16 protein-coding genes and 1 tRNA gene are annotated in these 17,909 nt (G+C 69.0%); 13 read left to right on the top strand and 4 right to left on the bottom strand.

Annotated elements, in window-relative coordinates; all coding sequences use genetic code 11:
- Nucleotides 1-27: 27 nt before the first annotated feature.
- The gene (locus SPI01S_RS08625; RefSeq protein WP_066721480.1) at nucleotides 28-1,035 is read left to right on the top strand and encodes a zinc-binding alcohol dehydrogenase family protein; all 1,008 of its coding nucleotides are present in this window, start codon (nucleotides 28-30) and stop codon (nucleotides 1,033-1,035) included.
- A 17-nt stretch (nucleotides 1,036-1,052) separates the two neighbouring features.
- On the opposite strand, the gene SPI01S_RS08620 is transcribed toward SPI01S_RS08625, so the two are convergent.
- A complete protein-coding gene (locus SPI01S_RS08620; protein ID WP_066721206.1) occupies nucleotides 1,053-1,397 on the bottom strand; it encodes an L-rhamnose mutarotase in 345 nt (114 codons plus the stop codon).
- A 132-nt stretch (nucleotides 1,398-1,529) separates the two neighbouring features.
- Between SPI01S_RS08620 and SPI01S_RS08615 the strand changes: the two genes are divergently transcribed.
- Nucleotides 1,530-2,570 (top strand): LacI family DNA-binding transcriptional regulator, encoded by a 1,041-nt coding sequence (locus SPI01S_RS08615; RefSeq protein ID WP_084253349.1) that lies wholly within the window; start codon nucleotides 1,530-1,532, stop codon nucleotides 2,568-2,570.
- Between the two features lie 16 nt (nucleotides 2,571-2,586).
- Here the strand turns inward: SPI01S_RS08615 and SPI01S_RS08610 are convergent, their stop codons facing one another.
- Together SPI01S_RS08610 and SPI01S_RS08605 are read right to left on the bottom strand one after the other, a co-directional pair.
- Complete coding sequence (locus SPI01S_RS08610) at nucleotides 2,587-3,900, bottom strand: sensor histidine kinase (RefSeq protein WP_066721205.1); 1,314 nt, start codon at nucleotides 3,898-3,900, stop codon at nucleotides 2,587-2,589.
- A complete protein-coding gene (locus SPI01S_RS08605; protein WP_066721476.1) occupies nucleotides 3,897-4,568 on the bottom strand; it encodes a response regulator in 672 nt (223 codons plus the stop codon). The genes SPI01S_RS08610 and SPI01S_RS08605 overlap by 4 nt, the downstream gene beginning before the upstream one ends.
- 112 nt (nucleotides 4,569-4,680) lie before the next feature.
- Here SPI01S_RS08605 and SPI01S_RS22210 point away from each other — a divergent pair, with 112 nt between their 5' ends.
- From SPI01S_RS22210 to arsH, 5 genes are all read left to right on the top strand, one after another.
- The gene (locus SPI01S_RS22210) at nucleotides 4,681-5,286 is read left to right on the top strand and encodes a hypothetical protein (RefSeq protein WP_157084614.1); all 606 of its coding nucleotides are present in this window, start codon (nucleotides 4,681-4,683) and stop codon (nucleotides 5,284-5,286) included.
- Between the two features lie 101 nt (nucleotides 5,287-5,387).
- Complete coding sequence (locus tag SPI01S_RS08600; RefSeq protein WP_084253335.1) at nucleotides 5,388-5,717, top strand: ArsR/SmtB family transcription factor; 330 nt, start codon at nucleotides 5,388-5,390, stop codon at nucleotides 5,715-5,717.
- Between the two features lie 11 nt (nucleotides 5,718-5,728).
- Nucleotides 5,729-6,157, top strand: coding sequence for an arsenate reductase (glutaredoxin) (arsC, locus tag SPI01S_RS08595; RefSeq protein ID WP_066721203.1), 429 nt, complete (start codon nucleotides 5,729-5,731; stop codon nucleotides 6,155-6,157).
- The gene (gene arsB, locus SPI01S_RS08590) at nucleotides 6,157-7,230 is read left to right on the top strand and encodes an ACR3 family arsenite efflux transporter (RefSeq protein WP_066721201.1); all 1,074 of its coding nucleotides are present in this window, start codon (nucleotides 6,157-6,159) and stop codon (nucleotides 7,228-7,230) included. Before arsC ends, arsB begins: the two co-directional genes overlap by 1 nt.
- Nucleotides 7,231-7,276: 46 nt before the next feature.
- Complete coding sequence (arsH, locus tag SPI01S_RS08585; RefSeq protein WP_066721199.1) at nucleotides 7,277-8,038, top strand: arsenical resistance protein ArsH; 762 nt, start codon at nucleotides 7,277-7,279, stop codon at nucleotides 8,036-8,038.
- 158 nt (nucleotides 8,039-8,196) lie between these two features.
- On the opposite strand, the gene SPI01S_RS08580 is transcribed toward arsH, so the two are convergent.
- Nucleotides 8,197-8,283: transfer RNA gene (locus SPI01S_RS08580), tRNA-Leu, on the bottom strand.
- A 144-nt stretch (nucleotides 8,284-8,427) separates the two neighbouring features.
- Between SPI01S_RS08580 and SPI01S_RS08575 the strand changes: the two genes are divergently transcribed.
- The 6 genes from SPI01S_RS08575 (at nucleotide 8,428) to gltB (ending at nucleotide 17,824) form a co-directional block, all read left to right on the top strand.
- Entirely contained in the window at nucleotides 8,428-9,363 is a 936-nt protein-coding gene (locus tag SPI01S_RS08575; protein WP_066721472.1) for a complex I NDUFA9 subunit family protein, read from the top strand.
- A 70-nt stretch (nucleotides 9,364-9,433) separates the two neighbouring features.
- The gene (locus tag SPI01S_RS08570) at nucleotides 9,434-10,240 is read left to right on the top strand and encodes an undecaprenyl-diphosphate phosphatase (RefSeq protein ID WP_066721189.1); all 807 of its coding nucleotides are present in this window, start codon (nucleotides 9,434-9,436) and stop codon (nucleotides 10,238-10,240) included.
- Nucleotides 10,241-10,362: 122 nt separating this feature from the next.
- Entirely contained in the window at nucleotides 10,363-11,823 is a 1,461-nt protein-coding gene (locus SPI01S_RS08565) for an NAD(P)-dependent oxidoreductase (RefSeq protein ID WP_066721187.1), read from the top strand.
- Nucleotides 11,820-12,509, top strand: a complete 690-nt coding sequence (locus SPI01S_RS08560; protein WP_066721185.1) for a hypothetical protein — start codon at nucleotides 11,820-11,822, stop codon at nucleotides 12,507-12,509. Before SPI01S_RS08565 ends, SPI01S_RS08560 begins: the two co-directional genes overlap by 4 nt.
- Nucleotides 12,509-13,255 carry a DUF2059 domain-containing protein gene (locus SPI01S_RS08555; RefSeq protein ID WP_066721183.1) on the top strand — a complete coding sequence of 249 codons (747 nt, stop codon included), beginning with the start codon at nucleotides 12,509-12,511 and terminating at the stop codon, nucleotides 13,253-13,255. Before SPI01S_RS08560 ends, SPI01S_RS08555 begins: the two co-directional genes overlap by 1 nt.
- A gap of 48 nt (nucleotides 13,256-13,303) precedes the next feature.
- Entirely contained in the window at nucleotides 13,304-17,824 is a 4,521-nt protein-coding gene (gene gltB / locus SPI01S_RS08550; RefSeq protein ID WP_066721181.1) for a glutamate synthase large subunit, read from the top strand.
- The last annotated feature ends 85 nt before the right edge of the window (nucleotides 17,825-17,909 follow it).

Below are 17,909 nucleotides of genomic sequence, written 5' to 3'. Positions count from 1 at the left end.
GCAGGGCTCGGGCAGGAGACCCATGCCATGCGTACCATCCTCTGCAACGCACCGTTCGAGCTGACCCAGATCCAGCGCGAGGCGCCAACCCCGGGCCCGGGCGAAGTGCTGGTTCGCATCCGCCGCGTCGGCCTGTGCGGCACCGACTATCACATCTTCGCGGGCCGCCACCCGTTCCTGCAATATCCGCGGGTGATGGGGCATGAGCTGGGCGGCGAGGTCGTGGCGTTGGGCGAGGGCGTTGCGCTCCCGCTCGGCCGGACGGTGGCGATCAACCCCTATCTCGCCTGCGGCTGCTGCGTGGCCTGCCGCAAGGGCAAGCCCAATGCCTGCGTCAACATCCGTGTGCTGGGCGTGCACAGCGACGGCGGCATGGCCGAGCTGCTGGTAGTGCCGGCGAGCGCGGTACTCGATGCCGAGGGGCTGAGCGTCGACCAGGCCGCGATGATCGAGTTCCTGGCGATCGGCGCGCACGCCGTCTCGCGCGCGCCGAAGGACGGCGAGGGGCGGGTGCTGGTAGTGGGGGCGGGCCCGATCGGCATCGCCAGCGCGCTGTTCGCGCGGCTCGACGGGTTCGACGTGACGCTGGTCGACCAACGTGCGCAGCGGCTGGCCTATGCCCGCGAGCAGCTCGGCTTTGACGGGCTGGTTGTCGACGACATGCTCGGCGACCGGCTGGCGGAACGCACCAACGGCGACGGTTTCGACGTGGTGATCGACGCCACCGGCTCGCTGCCGGCGATGCGCCGCAGCCTCGATTTCGTCGGCCATGGGGGCGCGCTGCTGCTGGTCGGCGTGGCGCCGGGCGACCTCAGCTTCGCCGATCCGGAATTCCACAAGCGCGAGGCGGTGCTGATCGCCAGCCGCAACGCCCTCGCCGCCGATTTCCAGCGGGTGATCGCCGCGATCCGTTCGGGTGCGATCCCCACCGACCGGCTGCATACCCACAGCGTCGATGCGGACGATCTGCCGCAGCGCCTGCCGACGCTGATCGAAGAGGCCGACCAGGTGCTGAAGGCGATCGTCGCCTTTTGACGGCACGCGCCGGCCGGTCAGGGCTGGTCGGCAAGGGCGAAAATCGGTTCGGTCGGCACCCATTTCACGCCGGGTTCGGCGAAGGCGAGCCGGCGCTGGAAGCCGTCCATCAGCGTTTCCCACGCCTGCACGTCGGGGTCCGCGGCGTCGCGCTCGCGCTTGGCCTCGGGGTCGAAGCCGGGGCCGGTTTCCATCACCATCACCAGCCGGTCTCCGGCATGCCAGATCTCCATTGCCTCGATCCCCGCCTCGCGGATCGAGCGGATCACCGCGGCCGGCGGACCGCCCGGCCGATGCCAATGGGCATAGGCGGCGATCGCCTCGGGATCGTCGTTCAGGTCGAGCAGCAGGACGTGGCGCATCGGGGGTCTCTCTCCTTGGGAATCTTGCATAGCTGCCCACGGCGCCCGCACAAGCCGAGGGTGCATCGCGGCTTTTCCGAACCGGCCGCATCGCGTAGGTCCTGCCAGATGCGGGGAAAGAAGAACGAGGGCGTGACGAAGGCGAACCGGCCGGCGCAGGGCGCGACGGTGATCGACGTGGCCGCAAGGGCGGGCGTGTCCGCCATGACCGTCTCGCGCGTGATCAACGGCCGCAGCGGGGTGAGCGCCGCGACCCGCGAGGTGGTCGAGCGCGCCATCATCGACCTTCATTATGTCCCCAACGTCGCCGCGCGCAGCCTAGTGACCGCGGCGGAACTGCGCATCGGCATCATCTATTCCAATTCCAGCGCAGCGTTCATGAGCGAGCTGCTGACCGGCGTGTTCGAGGAAGCCTCGACCCGCGGCGCGCGACTGGTGCTGCTGAAGGGGGAGGGCGGGCGCGCGCCTGCCGAGCAGGAGCTGCTCCGCTTCGTCAACGCCGGCCTGTCCGGCATCCTGCTGGCACCGCCGCTGGGGGAGGCGCCGGTGGTCCTGCGAACGCTGCGCGGCCTGGACGTGCCGATCGCGGCGATTGGCGCCTATCACGTGCCGGGCGCCACCTGCGTGCGGATCGATGATCGCCGCGCCGCATTCGAGATGACGCGGCATCTGCTCGATCTCGGCCACCGCCGTCTCGGCTTCGTGCTGGGCAATCCCGACCAGTCGGCGAGCGCGGAGCGCCGTGCGGGGATGGAAGACGCGATGCGCGACCTGCCCGGTGCAGGGGTGCAGCTGGTCCAGGGGGACTTCAGCTACGCCTCGGGTCTTGCCGCGGGCGAGCAGCTGCTGGACGGGCCGGCTCCGCCCACGGCGGTGTTCGCAAGCAACGACGACATGGCCGCCGCCATCGTCTCGGTCGCGCACCGCCGCCAGCTGGACGTGCCCCGGCAGCTCACCGTGGTGGGATTCGACGATACCACGGCGGCGGTAACCTTGTGGCCGCCGCTCACCACGGTCCACCAGCCGGTCCGCCGCCTGGCTGCCGAGGCGCTGGCGCTGCTGGCGGACGAAGCGCGCGGCGGCGGGCAGAAAGCCCGCGGCCGCCGCGACCGCGTGCTGGAACATGCGATCGTCAAGCGCAGCTCCACCGCAGCGCCGCCGGGGGACGGCTGACCGCAGGCGGTCGGCGTCAGCCTGTTGCGCTCGCGGGGCAGCTCAACGCCACGCGCAGTCCGCCGAGCATGCTGTCCTCCAGCGCCATCCGGCCGCCATACAGCGCCACCAGATCGCGGACGATGGCAAGCCCGAAGCCGTCGCCCGCCGGTCCTTCGTCGAGCCGTACGCCGGGTTGCAGCACCTGCTCGCGGCGTTCGGGCGGGATGCCGGGTCCGTCATCCTCCACGGTCAGGCGGATCGTGCCGGGCGTATCCTCCCCCGCGGCGAGCAGGATACGGTGCCGCGCATGGCGGGCCGCATTGTCCAGCAGATTGCCCAGGATCTCCGCAAGATCGTGCGGATCGATCGCGATGCGGTAGCCCTGCGGCACCTCGATGCACATCGCGATCCCGGGGCGGAGCGTGCCGATCACGCCCGCCACATCGGCGGCGATCGGCGCGAGCTCCGTGCTGGCGCGCCGGTTTACCGCCGCGGCGCGCGCGCGTGCGAGCGTGTGCCGGATCACGCCCTCGATGCGCCGCAGCTGCGCCGCCTCGGGGCTGTCCGGCGCGAGGGTGAGGGCAAGCGTGGCGACCGGGGTCTTCAGCGCATGGGCCAGGTTCGCGGCCGATTGCCGTGCCGCCGTCAGCGTCGCCGCATGGGCGGCGGCCAGCGCGTTGAGCGCACTGGCCAGCGGCTGGAGCTCGCTCGGCTGATCCTCCTCGACCGCTTCGCGCTCGCCGCGACGGATCGCACCGATCTGGGCGACGAGGATGGCGAGCGGCCGCAGCGCGAATCGCAGCTGCACCCAGGCGGCCAGCGCGAAGATCAGTGCCAGGAGGAGGATCACCGTCGCCAGCGGGACCAGCGCATCGCGGACCGGGCGGCCGATCACCCGGCCCGGCGCCGAGGCGGTAAGCGTCACCGGGCCGGCAGCGCTGTCCACCACCAGCCGCCGGGCATGGACGCGGCCATGCGCATCCTCGCCTTCGAGCGGCGCCGGCGGCAGCAGCGTCGGCGCCGCGCCGCCACGTCCCGGCCCGGGCGGCCGCAGCGCCGGGAAGTCGGTGCTGCCGAGCGTGCCGCGCGGGCCTTCGATCCGCCAGCGCCAGCCCGGCCCGGCGGCCAGGCTTCCCTGTCGCGCCGCGAGCCGCGCGCGGTCGACGCCGCCATCGTCGCGGACGGCGCTCGCCAGCACCGCAAGCTGGGCGTCGAGACGCTGGTCGATCCCGCCGGTCACCACGCGGCCGAGCACCCCGGCCATCGTCCAGCCGGCCAGACCCAGCGCGGCCAGCGTGGCCAGCGCCGAAAGCAGGATCATCCGCGTGCGGAGCGAACGCCGCTTCATGGCATCTGCCCGCCGCAGGTAAGCCGATAGCCGCGGCCGCGCACGGTTTCGATCCGCTCGGCGCCGATCTTGCGGCGCAGGCGGCCGATGATGACCTCCAGGCTGTTCGAATCGACGTCGGCATCGCCTTCATAGACCCGCTCCAGCAGATCGAGCCGTTCGATCACCACCTCCCGCCGGAGAATCAGTTGCGACAGCACGCGCCATTCGAATGCGGTGAGTTTCAGCGGCAGCCCATCCAGTTCGAACTGGCCGGTCTGGCTCTCGAAGGCGAGCGGGCCGCAGGTGATCCGGGTCTGCGCGTGCCCGGCGGCGCGGCGGACCAGCGCGCGGAGCCGCATCATCAGTTCCTCCACCCGGAAGGGCTTGGTCAGATAATCGTCGGCACCGGCCTTGAACGCGGTGACCTTGTCGGCCCAGGCCTCGCGGGCGGTGAGTACCAGCACCGGCAGCGCCCGCCCGCCCGCGCGCCAGGCGGCGAGGATCTCGGCGCCCGTGCGGCCCGGCAGGCCGAGATCGAGCACCGCCGCGTCATAGGCTTCGGTCTCGCCGAGATGCTGTGCATCGATGCCGTTGGCTGCCAGATCGACGGCGCAATGCTCCGCGCGCAGCGCCCGGGCGATGGCGGGGCCGAGATCGGGGTCGTCTTCTACCAGCAGGATCCGCATCATTCCTCGCCTATCGCGCCGGCTTAAACCGAAACTGAACCGCGAGGTTCAGCGCCGGTCGGGAGCGATTCGCTAGGCCGGTCCCATCGAACACCCAAGAGGAGTAGATGGCATGTCCGAGTGGAAGAACCGAGTTTGGTCGTCGCGCAACCGGCGGACGCTCGCCGCGGCGGCGCTGCTGGCACTGGGCGCGGCGGGCGGCGCGGGCGCGGTGCAGATGACCCGGCCGTCGGTGGAGATGGCGCCGACGGTGCCCACGGCGGTCGCGCGGCTGTCGCAGGCCAGCGGGATCGTGACGGTGAAGGGCCGCGTGGCAGAGGTCTATGGCGATCGCTTCGTGCTGCAGGACGGTTCCGGGCGCACGCTGGTGGATGTCGGGCCCGCCGGGGAGGGCGTGCAGTCGGGCAGCATGTTGACGGTGCAGGGCCGCTATGTCGACGGCCAACTGCACGCTTCCTATCTCGTGGACGGCGCAGGGCAGGTGCAAGCGGTGGGAGCGCCGCCGCCGCATCGGCGGGGCGGACCCGGCACCCCGCCACCGCCGCCGCCTGCTGGCCCGAATGCTCCGCCGCCGCCGCCGCCGCCGCCGCCGCCGCCGGGCATCGTGCCGCCCATGCCCGCCAGCGTTCCGCCACCCGCAGCCGCTGCACCCGTCGCAGGCCCTGCAGCGGCGGCAGTGCCCCCTGCGCCGTCGCCGGGCGCGACGCCCACGCGCTGATCGCCGGTACGGAGCAAGGCCGGCCCGCACGTCGCTCGACGCAGCGGGCCGGTCGCCGCATTCCCCTCGACCTGCGCAATGGAATCGGTTATTCCCGATATATGGATATGGATTCCGCCACCGCAGCATTGGCCGGATTGGCGCAGGCAACGCGCCTCGATGCCTTCCGCCTGCTCGTCCGACATGAACCCGAAGGCCTTCCTGCGGGGGAAATCGCGCGGCAGATGGGGGTGCCCCAGAACACCATGTCGACGCACCTCGCCGTGCTCGCCCGCGCCGGGCTGGTGACGGCGGAGCGCAGGAGCCGGTCGATCGTCTATCGGGCCAATCTCGGGCGCCTTCGGGTGCTCACGCTCTTCCTGGCCAAGGACTGCTGCCAGGGACGCCCGGAGCTGTGCGAGCCGCTCGCTGCCGAACTCGCCTGCTGCTGAAGGAGCACGCCATGTCCATGGACGTCATCATCTACCACAACCCGGAATGCGGCACGTCCCGCAATGCCCTGGCGATGATCCGCAATGCGGGCATCGAGCCGCATATCGTCGAGTATCTGAAGACGCCGCCGGCACGACCGCTCCTGATCGCGCTGATCGCGCGGGCCGGGCTCACTCCGCGGCAGCTCCTGCGGGACAAGGGCGCGCCCTTCGAGGCGCTGGGCCTGGCCGATGCGGGGCTGGCGGACGACGCGCTCATCGATGCGATGATGGCCCATCCGATCCTGATCAACCGTCCGCTGGTCGTGAGCCCGCTGGGCGTGAAGCTGTGCCGTCCGTCCGAAGCGGTGCTGGACCTGCTGCCGACCGCGCAGCGCGGCGCCTTTGCGAAGGAGGATGGGGAGCAGGTGATCGACGCCAGCGGCACGAGGGTCGGCTGATGGCAGGGGAGGTGGCGGCCGGGCGCCCGCCGCGTCCCGCGATGGGCGTTTTCGAGCGCTATCTCAGCCTGTGGGTGGCGCTCTGCATCGTCGCGGGCATCGGCCTGGGCCGCCTGCTGCCGGCGCTGTTCGGCACCATCGCCGGTGCGGAGCTCGCCCATGTCAACTTGGTGGTGGCGGGCCTGATCTGGCTGATGATCATCCCCATGCTGCTCAAGATCGACTTCGGCGCGCTGGGTGCCGTCCGGCGGCACTGGAAGGGCGTCGGCGTCACGCTGTTCATCAACTGGGCGGTGAAGCCGTTCTCGATGGCGCTGCTCGGCGCGGTGTTCATCGGCTGGCTGTTCGCGCCGTTGCTGCCGTCCGGCTCGCCTCCCGCCTATATCGCCGGACTGGTGCTGCTGGCGGCGGCCCCTTGCACGGCGATGGTGTTCGTCTGGTCCAACCTGTGCGACGGCGAGCCTACCTACACGCTCAGCCAGGTGGCGCTGAACGACTTGATCATGGTCTTTCTGTTCGCCCCGCTGGTCGCCCTGCTCCTCGGCGTCGCCTCGGTCGCGGTGCCCTGGGACACGCTGTTGCTGTCGGTGGCGCTTTACATCGTCGCACCGGTGATCGTGGCGCAGCTGGTTCACCGGGGGATCCTGGCCAATGGCGGGCAAGCCGCGCTGGATCGCCTGCTGGCGACGCTCGGCCCGGTGTCGCTGGTGGCGTTGCTCGCCACGCTGGTGCTGCTGTTCGGATTCCAGGGCGAGCAGATCGTGGCGCAGCCGGGCGTGATCGCGCTGCTCGCCGTCCCGATCCTGCTCCAGGTCTATCTGAACGCCGGCCTGGCCTATTGGCTGTCCCGTCGCTTCGGGGTTGCGTGGTGCGTCGCGGCGCCGGCCGCGCTGATTGGTGCGTCGAACTTCTTCGAGCTCGCGGTAGCGGCCGCCATTTCGCTGTTCGGCCTGAAATCGGGCGCCGCGCTGGCGACGGTGGTCGGCGTGCTCGTCGAGGTGCCGGTGATGCTGTCGGTGGTCGCCATCGCGAAGCGCACGCGCGGCTGGTACGAGCGCGGGGCAGCCGCGTGACCCGGCGCCCGGGCCCCGCCTGTCCCTCCCTCGCCAAGGATGGTGGATGACCTTCGAACGCCTGCGAATCCTGCCCGAGCCCGATGCGCTGCCGGCGCTCGACCCGGCCTTCGCCCATCGCCGACCCGCGCAGGGCCTTGCGACCGATCAGCCGCCGCCGCGTATCCTGCTGCTCTACGGCTCGCTGCGGGAGCGCTCCTTCTCCCGGCTGGCGGTGGAAGAGGCGGCGCGGCTGCTCCGCTACTTCGGCGCCGAGACCCGCATCTTCGATCCGTCCGACCTGCCCTTGCCCGACCAGATCCGCGGCGACGACCATCCCGCCGTCCGCGAACTGCGCGCGCTGTCGCTATGGTCCGAAGGGCAGGTCTGGTGCAGCCCGGAGCGCCACGGCGCCGTCACGAGCATCATGAAGGCGCAGATCGACCATCTCCCGCTGGAGATGAAAGGCATGCGTCCGACCCAGGGCCGCACGCTGGCCGTGATGCAGGTGTCCGGTGGCTCCCAGTCGTTCAACGCGGTGAACACGCTGCGGCTGCTGGGGCGCTGGATGCGGATGTTCACGATTCCGAACCAGTCCTCCATCGCCATGGCCTATCAGGAGTTCGACGAGGCCGGGCGCATGAAGCCGTCCAGCTATTACGACCGTATCGTGGATGTGATGGAGGAACTGGTACGCTTCACCGTCCTGCTGCGGCCGCACGCGGACCAGCTGGTCGATCGCTACTCCGAGCGGCGCCAGCGCGGCACCCCGGTGGATGCGGCGACGGATCTTGCCACGGTGTCGGCGGGGCTGCGCGGGGAGGAATGATCGGCGACCGGTGCTGCTGTCGGCAAACAGCCCGTACAGCACCGCCTGCTGTGAGGCATACGGCATGCCGTGGTACGTAGCGCTGGTCGTTCAGCCGAAGCAGCTCGCTGCTGCCACATCCCGCGGCGCAACGGCGTCTATTTTCCTCGGAAGGAAAATGGTGCCCAGAAGAGGACTCGAACCTCCACGACCTTGCGATCGCCAGCACCTGAAGCTGGTGCGTCTACCAATTCCGCCATCTGGGCACGGGGTAGGCCGGCGCCTCTAGTGGAGGTTCGCGGGGGGTGTCAACGACTTTTTGCGAAAAATGTTGGACTTCGCGTCGCGCTTGCCGTTTAGCCCTTGGCACGGCATTGGGGCCGCACGTTGGCGAGGCAATGAGGCGCAAGATGAAGGATCGGCTGGTAACCCTGATCGGCGGTGGTGGCTTTCTGGGCCGCTACGTGGCGCAGGAGCTGCTCGCCGCCGGCGCGCGTGTCCGCGTCGTCGAGCGCAAGCCCCGCGACGCCTGGTTCCTCAAGACCCAGGGCAATCTGGGACAGACCCAGCTCGTCGTGGGCGACATCACCAGGCCCGAAACGCTCGCCCGCGCCTTGCAGGGCAGCGACGCCGTGGTGAACTTCGTCGGCATCCTGTCGGGCGATTTCGAGAAGGTCCATGTCGACGGCGCGCGCAACGTCGCCGAAGCGGCGAAAGCCGCCGGGGCAGCGGCGCTGGTGCACATCTCGGCGCTGGGTGCCGATGCGGCGTCGCCCTCCGCCTATGGCCGCAGCAAGGCGGCCGGCGAGCAGGCCGTGCTCGCCGCCTTCCCGGGTGCCACGATCCTGCGTCCCTCGATCGTGTTCGGTCGCGAGGATGCGTTCGTGAACCGCTTCGCCGGGATGATCACCGGCGCCCCGCTGAACATCGTCCCCGTCGTCCGCGGCGAGACCAGGTTCCAGCCGGTGTTCGTGGCCGACGTCGCGCACGCGATCACCGCGGCGCTCGCCGATCCGGCAGCGCATGGCGGCAAGACCTACACGCTGGGCGGGCCGGACGTGCTGAGCATGTCGGCGCTGCTCCGCTGGATCGCCGGCGCGATCGGCCGCAAGCCGCATTTCGTGGAGCTTCCCGATTCGCTTGCCGGGCTGATCGCCGCGCTGCCGGGGACGCCGATCACCCGCGACCAGTTCGCGATGCTGCAGGCCGATAATGTCGTGCCGGCGGGTGCCGAGGGGCTCGCCGCGCTGGGCGTGACGCCGACGCCGATGGCGACGGTGGCGCCGACCTGGCTGGTGCGTTTCCGCCAGGCCGGCCGCTTCAGCCGCTTCCGCGCGACCGCCTGATCCCGTTCCCCCTGCCGGGCGGCGCCTTGCAGGGGGTCGCCCGGCGCGACCCCCTGAAGGAGTCTCCCGCATGACCACGCTGTTGGTGGCGATCCTGCTCGGCATCGTCGAAGGCGTTACCGAGTTCCTGCCGGTTTCCTCGACGGGGCACCTGATCCTCGCCAGCGAGCTGATGGGCTATGATTCGGCGCGCTGGGCGATGTTCAACGTCGTGATCCAGCTCGGTTCGATCCTGGCGGTGGTGGTGCTCTACTGGCGCACCTTCTGGGCGGTGCTCGAAGGGCTTCTGAAGCTGAACCCGGTGTCGCTGCGGTTCGTGCGCAACCTGCTGATCGCCTTCATCCCCGCCGCGGTAATCGGCCTCGCGCTCCACAAGCATATCGAGGCGCTGCTCGGCGCGCCCAAGGTGGTCGCCTGGGCGCTGATCGTCGGCGGCGTCGCGATCCTGGTGATCGAGCGGCTGGTCAAGTCCGCCACGATCCACGGCATCGCCGAGATCCCGGTGGTGCGCGTGATCGGCATCGGGTTCGTCCAGTGTCTGGCGATGGTGCCGGGCGTCAGTCGCTCGGGCGCGACGATCATGGGTGCGCTGTCGCTGGGCGTCGAGCGGCGCACCGCGGCCGAGTTCAGCTTCTTCCTCGCCATTCCGACGATGCTGGGCGCCACGGCACTCGAGCTGCTCAAGAATCGCGAGATGCTGGCCACCAGCGGCGTGGGCTGGGGTGAGATCGGCGTTGGCTTCGTCGTGGCGTTCGTCGTTGCGCTCGCGGTCATCAAATGGTTTGTCGGCATCGTGAGCAAACATGGCTTCACGCCCTTTGCACTCTATCGCATTGTTGCGGGAACTGCCGCGCTGATTTGGCTGTCGATGCGATAGGGCCGGAGCGGACCTTAATGGGTGATGTTTTCGCGCTTTCGAGCTGATATTTCCGCCCCAAAAAGTATATAGGACAGCATTACTGTCTTTATCGTTCGGCCTCCCTCCTGTAGGGGGTCGGCATGGCTGACGATCCCATGCTCAAATTCGTCGGACGCGCGCAGGCGTATCCGGCAAAGCGCCCCGCCCAGCTGCGTGCGGAAGACTTTCGCGAGATCGCGGACCGCTATGCGGTGCCCGACGCGGAATCGCAGGCCGGGCGCTGCAGCCAGTGCGGCGTGCCCTATTGTTCGGTGCACTGCCCGCTGCACAACCATATCCCGGACTGGCTGCGCCTGACCGCCGAAGGGCGGCTGCAGGAAGCCTATCAACTCTCCAACAGCACCTCGACCATGCCCGAGATCTGCGGTCGCATCTGCCCGCAGGACCGACTGTGCGAAGGCAATTGCGTGATCGAATTCTCCGGCCACGGCGCGGTGACGATCGGCTCGGTCGAGAAGTTCATCACCGACACCGCCTGGGCCGAGGGCTGGGTGGAGCCGGTGCAGGTCGGGCGCGACCGCGGTCAGTCGGTCGGCATCATCGGCGCAGGACCTGCGGGTCTCGCTGCCGCCGAATATCTGCGCGGCTACGGCTATGCCGTCCATGTCTACGATCGCTACGATCGCTCGGGCGGGCTGCTCACCTATGGCATCCCCGGCTTCAAGCTGGAGAAGGATGTCGTGATGCGCCGGGTCCAGCGGCTGGAGGAGGGCGGCATCGTCTTCCACCGCAATTTCGAGGTCGGCCGCGATGCGACGCTGGGCGAGCTCCGCCAGCGACACGATTCGATCCTGGTCGCCACCGGCGTCTACAAGCCCCGCGGCATCAAGGCGCCGGGCGTGGGTGCGAAGGGCGTGGTCGATGCGCTCGATTACCTCACCGCCTCCAACCGCAAGAGCTTCGGCGACAGCGTGCCCGCGTTCGAGGACGGCAGCCTCAACGCGCTCGGCAAGCATGTCGTCGTCATCGGCGGCGGCGATACGGCGATGGACTGCGTCCGCACCGCGATCCGCCAGGGTGCGGCATCGGTGAAGTGCCTTTACCGCCGCGACCGCGCGAACATGCCGGGCTCGCAGCGCGAAGTCGCCAATGCCGAGGAGGAAGGCGTCGAGTTCGTCTGGCTCTCCGCGCCCGAGGCGTTCGAGGGCACCGAGCAGGTGAGCGGTGTCCGCGCCTCCAAGATGCGGCTGGGCGCGCCCGACGCCTCGGGCCGCCGTGCGCCGGAGGTCGATCCGGGCGGGGCGATGCAGATGCCGGCCGACCTCGTCATCAAGGCGCTCGGCTTCGAGCCCGAGGACCTGCCCAAGCTGTTCGGCACCGAGGAACTGGGCGTCACCCGCTGGGGCACGCTGCGCACCGACGGCAAGACGATGATGACCAGCATGGACGGCGTGTTCGCCGCCGGCGACATCGTCCGGGGCGCGAGCCTGGTCGTCTGGGCGATCCGCGACGGCCGCGACGTGGCCGCGCACATGCATGCGTGGATGAAGGCGCATGCCAAGGCGGCAGCTGCTCCTGCGCGTGCGGCTAGCCTGGCATGAAGCCGCTCGCTGCCGCGCTGCTGATGGCGCTGGGGACGCCCAGCCTCGCCTTCGCGCAGACTCCGCCGGAGACCCGTGCGCCGCAGGCCGGCGACGCGGCGCGACTGGCCGGCCTGCTCATTCCCGAATCAAAGATACCAGCGCTGATCGGTGTCGGCTTCCGCCAGGCTTTCGCGTTGAGCCTGGCGGCGAACGCAGAGGTGAAGGCGCGATACGACGCGCATCCCGGGATGCAGGATTTCGTCGCCGATCGCGTCTCGAAGGAAATCGCCCGGCTGGCGACCGCGGACCTGCCAAGCCTGCGGGAGCAGCTGGGGGAAGTGGTGCGCGACGAACTGGAGCCGGAAGAGATCGTCGACACGATCACCTTCTTCGAAAGCCCCACCGGCGTAAAGATGCGTGCCCGTGCCAATGCGGCGCTCCTCGAAAAGGGTGCGACCAGCGTCGAGGAAGGGCAGAAGACGGCGGTGCAGGCGGCGGTGTCAGACCTGACCGCCGATGATTATCCTGCGATCACCGCCTTCGGCGCCAGTTCGGCGGCGAAGAAGATGCAGCTGGTCAACGCCAAGGTCACCGAAGCCAGCAGGGCGTGGGGCGCCCAGCTCAGCAAGGCGAACGGGCCGGCGCTGGTTGCTGCGCGATCGGCCGCCGAGGCCGAGTTCCTGGCAAAGGAAAAGGTAAAGTGATGCGTCCGACATTGGCCTGCTTGGTGCTTGCGCTCGTCGCCACGCCGGCGCTGGCGCTGGCCCAGACCCAGACCCAGACCCAGACCGTTGCCTCGGCCCAGACCGTCACCGCACCCGATCCCGCCCGCCTCGCGGTCGCCCGCGAACTCTCCGACAAGCTGATCCCGCAGGGCATGTACCAGCGGATGATGGGCGAGAATTTCAACCGCATGATGGAGTCGATGGTCGGCTCCGCCGGCGAGTTGCCGATGCGAGACTTCGCCCAGATCGGCGGGTTGACCGAGGAGGAGGTCGCCCGGCTCGGCAAGACCACGCTCCGCGAGGTGATGGAGATCTACGATCCCTATTGGAAGGAACGCCAGCAGCGGATGATGCGCGCGATGATGGGCGAGATGGGCAAGCTGATGTCCACGCTCGAGCCCAAGGTGCGTGTCGCACTGGCCCGCGCCTATGCGCGCGAATATACGCTGCCCGAGTTGCAGGAGCTCCAGCGCTTCTTCGCCACGCCGGCCGGCAGCCATTATGCGCGCAGCTCGATGGAGCTGATGATGGGGCCGGACATGGCGCAGGCGATGGCCGAGGCGATGCCCGAGATCATGCGGCAGATGCCGGCACTGGTGCAGGCGGCCCAGGCGGGCACCAAGGACCTGCCGCCGCCGCGCAAGCCGGGCGACCTGACGCCGGAAGAACGCGAGAAGATCCTGAAGCTGCTGGGCACCAAGGCCGAGCAGCCCGCCAAGAAGTAAGCACCGCGTCCTCTTCGGGGGATGCGCGAACGAAGATCGAGGAAGACCATGGACGACATCAAGCTGGCCGCCGAGCGCGAACGCCTCGCCCGCGAGGGCATGTACCGCCCCGAATATGAAGGCGATGCCTGCGGCGTGGGCATGGTCGCGGCGACCGACGGCCAGTCGTCGCGCCGGGTCGTCCAGTCGGCGATCGATGCGCTGAAGGCGGTGTGGCACCGCGGCGCGGTCGATGCCGACGGCAAGACCGGCGACGGCGCCGGCATCCATGTCGACCTGCCGCTGCGCTTCTTCGACGAGCAGATCGTCGGCAGCGGCCACCGCGTGCTGCCGAACCAGCTCGCCGTGGGCATGATCTTCCTGCCGCGCACCGATCTGGGTGCGCAGGAGACCTGCCGCACGATCGTCGAGAGCGAGATCATCGAGGCGGGCTACACCATCTATGGCTGGCGGCAGGTGCCGGTCGACGTCTCCGTCATCGGCATGAAGGCGCAGGCGACGCGCCCCGAGATCGAGCAGATCATGATCGCCGGCCCGCAGCCCGATGCGATGGACGCCGCCGAGTTCGAGCGCCAGCTGTACCTGATCCGCCGCCGTATCGAGAAGCGGGTGATCGCAGCGCAAGTCGGCGGCTTCTACATCTGCTCGCTGTCGTGCCGCTCGATCATCTACAAGGGGCTGTTCCTCGCCGAATCGCTGTCCGACTTCTATCCGGACCTCAAGGATTCGCGCTTCGAGAGCCGCGTCGCGATCTTCCACCAGCGCTATTCCACCAACACCTTCCCGCAATGGTGGCTGGCGCAGCCGTTCCGCTGCCTGGCGCATAACGGCGAGATCAACACGATCCGCGGCAACCAGAACTGGATGCGCAGCCACGAGATCAAGATGGCGAGCATCGCGTTCGGCGAGCAGAGCGAGGACATCAAGCCGGTGATCCCGGCCGGCGCGTCGGACACGGCAGCGCTCGACGCGGTGTTCGAGGCGATCTGCCGCTCGGGTCGCGACGCGCCCACCGCCAAGCTGATGCTGGTGCCCGAGGCGTGGCAGCAGGACGAGGACACCCCCGCCTCGCACGCCGCGATGTACCAGTATCTCGCCTCGGTGATGGAGCCGTGGGACGGCCCCGCCGCGCTGGCGATGACCGATGGCCGCTGGGCGGTGGCGGGCATGGACCGCAACGCGCTGCGCCCCTTGCGCTACACCCAGACCTCGGACGGGCTGCTGATCGTCGGCTCGGAGACCGGCATGGTGCCGGTGCCCGAGGCGAACGTGGTCGCCAAGGGCCGGCTGGGGCCGGGCGAGATGATCGCCGTCGACCTCGACGAGGGCAAGCTGCTCCACGACCGCGCGATCAAGGACCAGATCGCCAGCGAGGCGGATTACGCCTCGATGGTGCAGGGCTTCCTGTCGATCGACGACCTGCCCGCGGCGCCGGCCGAGACCTATTACGACCGCGCCGAGCTGTCGCGCCGCCAGGTCGCCGCCGGCCAGACGCTGGAGGACATGGAGCTGATCCTCGCGCCGATGGTGGAGACCGCCAAGGAAGCGATCGGATCGATGGGTGACGATACGCCGCTCGCGGTGATCTCGTACAAGTCGCGGCTGATCAGCCAGTTCTTCCGGCAGAATTTCAGCCAGGTGACCAACCCGCCGATCGATCCGTTGCGCGAGCGCTATGTGATGTCGCTCAAGACGCGGTTCGGCAACCTCGCCAACATCCTCGACAATGAAGGTGCGGGCAGCCCGGTGCTGGTGCTGGAAAGCCCGGTGCTGACCAATGCCGACTGGCACCGCCTCCGCGCGCATTTCGGCGCCAACGCCGCCGAGATCGACTGCACCTTCCCGGCCGATGGCGATCCCGAATCGCTGAAGCTGGCGATCAAGCGGATCCGCCACGAGGCCGAGCAGGCAGTGCGTGCCGGCTGCACCGAGCTGTTCCTCACCGATGAGCATAGCGGCCCGGACAAGGCCGTGATCGCCGGCGTGCTGGCGGCGGCGGCGGTGCACACGCACCTCGTCCGCCGCGGCCTGCGCTCCTATGCCAGCGTCAACGTCCGCACTGCGGAGTGCCTCGACACGCATTATTATGCGGTGCTGATCGGCGTCGGCGCGACGACGGTGAACGCCTATCTGGCCGAAGCCGCGATCGCCGATCGCCATGCGCGCGGCCTGTTCGGCGAGATCAGCCTCGCCGATTGCCTCAAGCGCCATCGCAAGGCGATCGACGAGGGGCTGCTCAAGATCCTGTCGAAGATGGGCATCGCGGTGATCAGCTCGTATCGCGGCGGCTATAATTTCGAGGCGGTCGGGCTCAGCCGCGCGCTGGTGAACGATCTGTTCCCCGGCATGCCGGCCAAGATCTCGGGCGAAGGCTATGCCTCGCTCCACCTCTCGGCGATGATGCGCCACGACGCGGCCTATGATGCCGGCGTGGCGACGCTGCCGGTCGGCGGCTTCTACCGTCAGCGCGCGGGCGGCGAGGCGCATGCCTATTCGGCGCAGCTGATGCACCAGCTGCAGACCGCGGTGTCGAACGACAGCTATTCGAGCTACCTCGCCTTCGCGCGCGGGGTGCGCGATCTGCCGCCGGTCTATCTTCGCGATCTGCTCGAGTTCAACTTCCCGGAAACGGGCGTACCGATCGACCAGGTCGAGGCGATCACCGAGATCCGCAAGCGCTTCGTGACGCCGGGCATGTCCTTGGGCGCGCTCAGCCCCGAGGCGCACGAGACGCTGGCGATCGCGATGAACCGGATCGGCGCGCGCGCCGTCTCGGGCGAAGGCGGCGAGGATTCGGCACGCTACAAGCCGTATGAGAATGGCGACAACGCCAATTCGAGCATCAAGCAGGTCGCCTCGGGCCGGTTCGGCGTGACGGCGGAATATCTCAACGCCTGCGACGAGATCGAGATCAAGGTCGCCCAGGGCGCCAAGCCCGGCGAGGGCGGGCAGCTGCCCGGCTTCAAGGTGACCGAGTTCATCGCCAAGCTGCGCCATGCGACGCCGGGCGTGACGCTGATCAGCCCGCCGCCGCACCACGACATCTATTCGATCGAGGATCTGGCGCAGCTGATCTACGATCTGAAGCAGATCAATCCCCGCGCGCGGGTGTGCGTGAAGCTGGTCAGCTCGGCCGGCATCGGCACCGTCGCGGCGGGCGTCGCCAAGGCGCATGCCGACGTGATCCTGGTCGCCGGCCATAATGGCGGCACCGGTGCGTCGCCGTTCACCTCGATCAAATATGCCGGCACGCCCTGGGAAATGGGCCTGTCCGAGGTGAACCAGACGCTCACGCTGAACGGCCTGCGTGGCCGCATCAAGCTGCGCACCGATGGGGGCCTCAAGACCGGGCGCGATATCGTCATCGCCGCGATCCTCGGCGCCGAGGAATTCGGCATCGGCACGCTGAGCCTGGTGGCGATGGGCTGCATCATGGTCCGCCAGTGCCATTCGAACACCTGCCCGGTAGGCGTCTGCACCCAGGACGAGAAGCTGCGCGCCAAGTTCGTCGGCACGCCGGAAAAGGTCATCAACCTGATGACCTTCATCGCCGAGGAAGTGCGCGAGATCCTGGCCAAGCTCGGCTTCAAGAGCCTGGACGAGGTGATCGGCCGCACCGAGCTGCTCCGCCAGGTCAGCCGCGGCGCCGAGCATCTCGACGATCTCGACCTCAATCCCATTCTCGCCAAGGTCGATGCGGACGATGCCGAGCGCCGGTTCAGCCTCAGCACCTTCCGCAACGACGTGCCGGACAGCCTCGACGCGCAGATGATCAAGGATGCCGCCCCGGTGTTCGCGCGCGGCGAGAAGATGCAGCTCACCTATTCGGTGCGGAACACGCACCGCGCGGTCGGCACGCGGCTCTCGTCCGAGGTGACCAACAAGTTCGGCATGTCGACCCTGCAGGACGGGCACGTCCATGTCCGGCTGCGCGGCTCGGCCGGCCAGTCGCTCGGTGCGTTCCTGTGCAAGGGCATCACGCTCGAAGTGTTCGGCGACGCCAACGACTATGTCGGCAAGGGCCTGTCGGGCGGCGTGATCGTGGTGCGGCCGATGGTCAGCTCGCCGATCGAATCGTGGAACAACACAATCATCGGCAACACCGTGCTCTACGGCGCGACCTCGGGCCGGCTGTTCGCCGCAGGCCAGGCGGGCGAGCGCTTCGCGGTGCGCAATTCGGGCGCCGATGTCGTGGTCGAGGGCTGCGGGGCGAATGGCTGCGAGTATATGACCGGCGGCACCGCGGTGGTGCTCGGCCGCGTCGGCATGAACTTCGGCGCGGGCATGACCGGCGGCATGGCGTTCGTCTACGACGTCGACGGCAGCTTCGAGCGGCACGCCAATCCGGAGAACATTACCTGGCAGCGGCTGGCCTCCAGCCATTGGGAGGGCAAGCTCAGGGCGCTGGTCGAGGCGCATGCCGAGGAAACCGACAGCAAATGGTCGAAGGGCCTGCTGGAGGACTGGGACCGCGAAGTGGGCAAGTTCTGGCAGGTGGTGCCGAAGGAAATGCTCACCCGCCTGGCCCATCCGCTGAGCGACACGGTCGAGGCGGTGGCGGCGGAGTGATCGGAAGGGGCGGGGGCGTTACCCCGCCTCGGTCATCCCGGCGAAAGCCGGGATCCATTCGCCTCGCCGTCTAAGCAAGAGCCGA

The sequence above is a fragment of the Sphingomonas pituitosa NBRC 102491 genome (genome assembly GCF_001598435.1).
Taxonomy (GTDB): Bacteria; Pseudomonadota; Alphaproteobacteria; order Sphingomonadales; family Sphingomonadaceae; genus Sphingomonas; species Sphingomonas pituitosa.
Note: the sequence above shows the minus strand (reverse complement) of the source record. Positions and strands in the feature narration are given on the sequence as shown.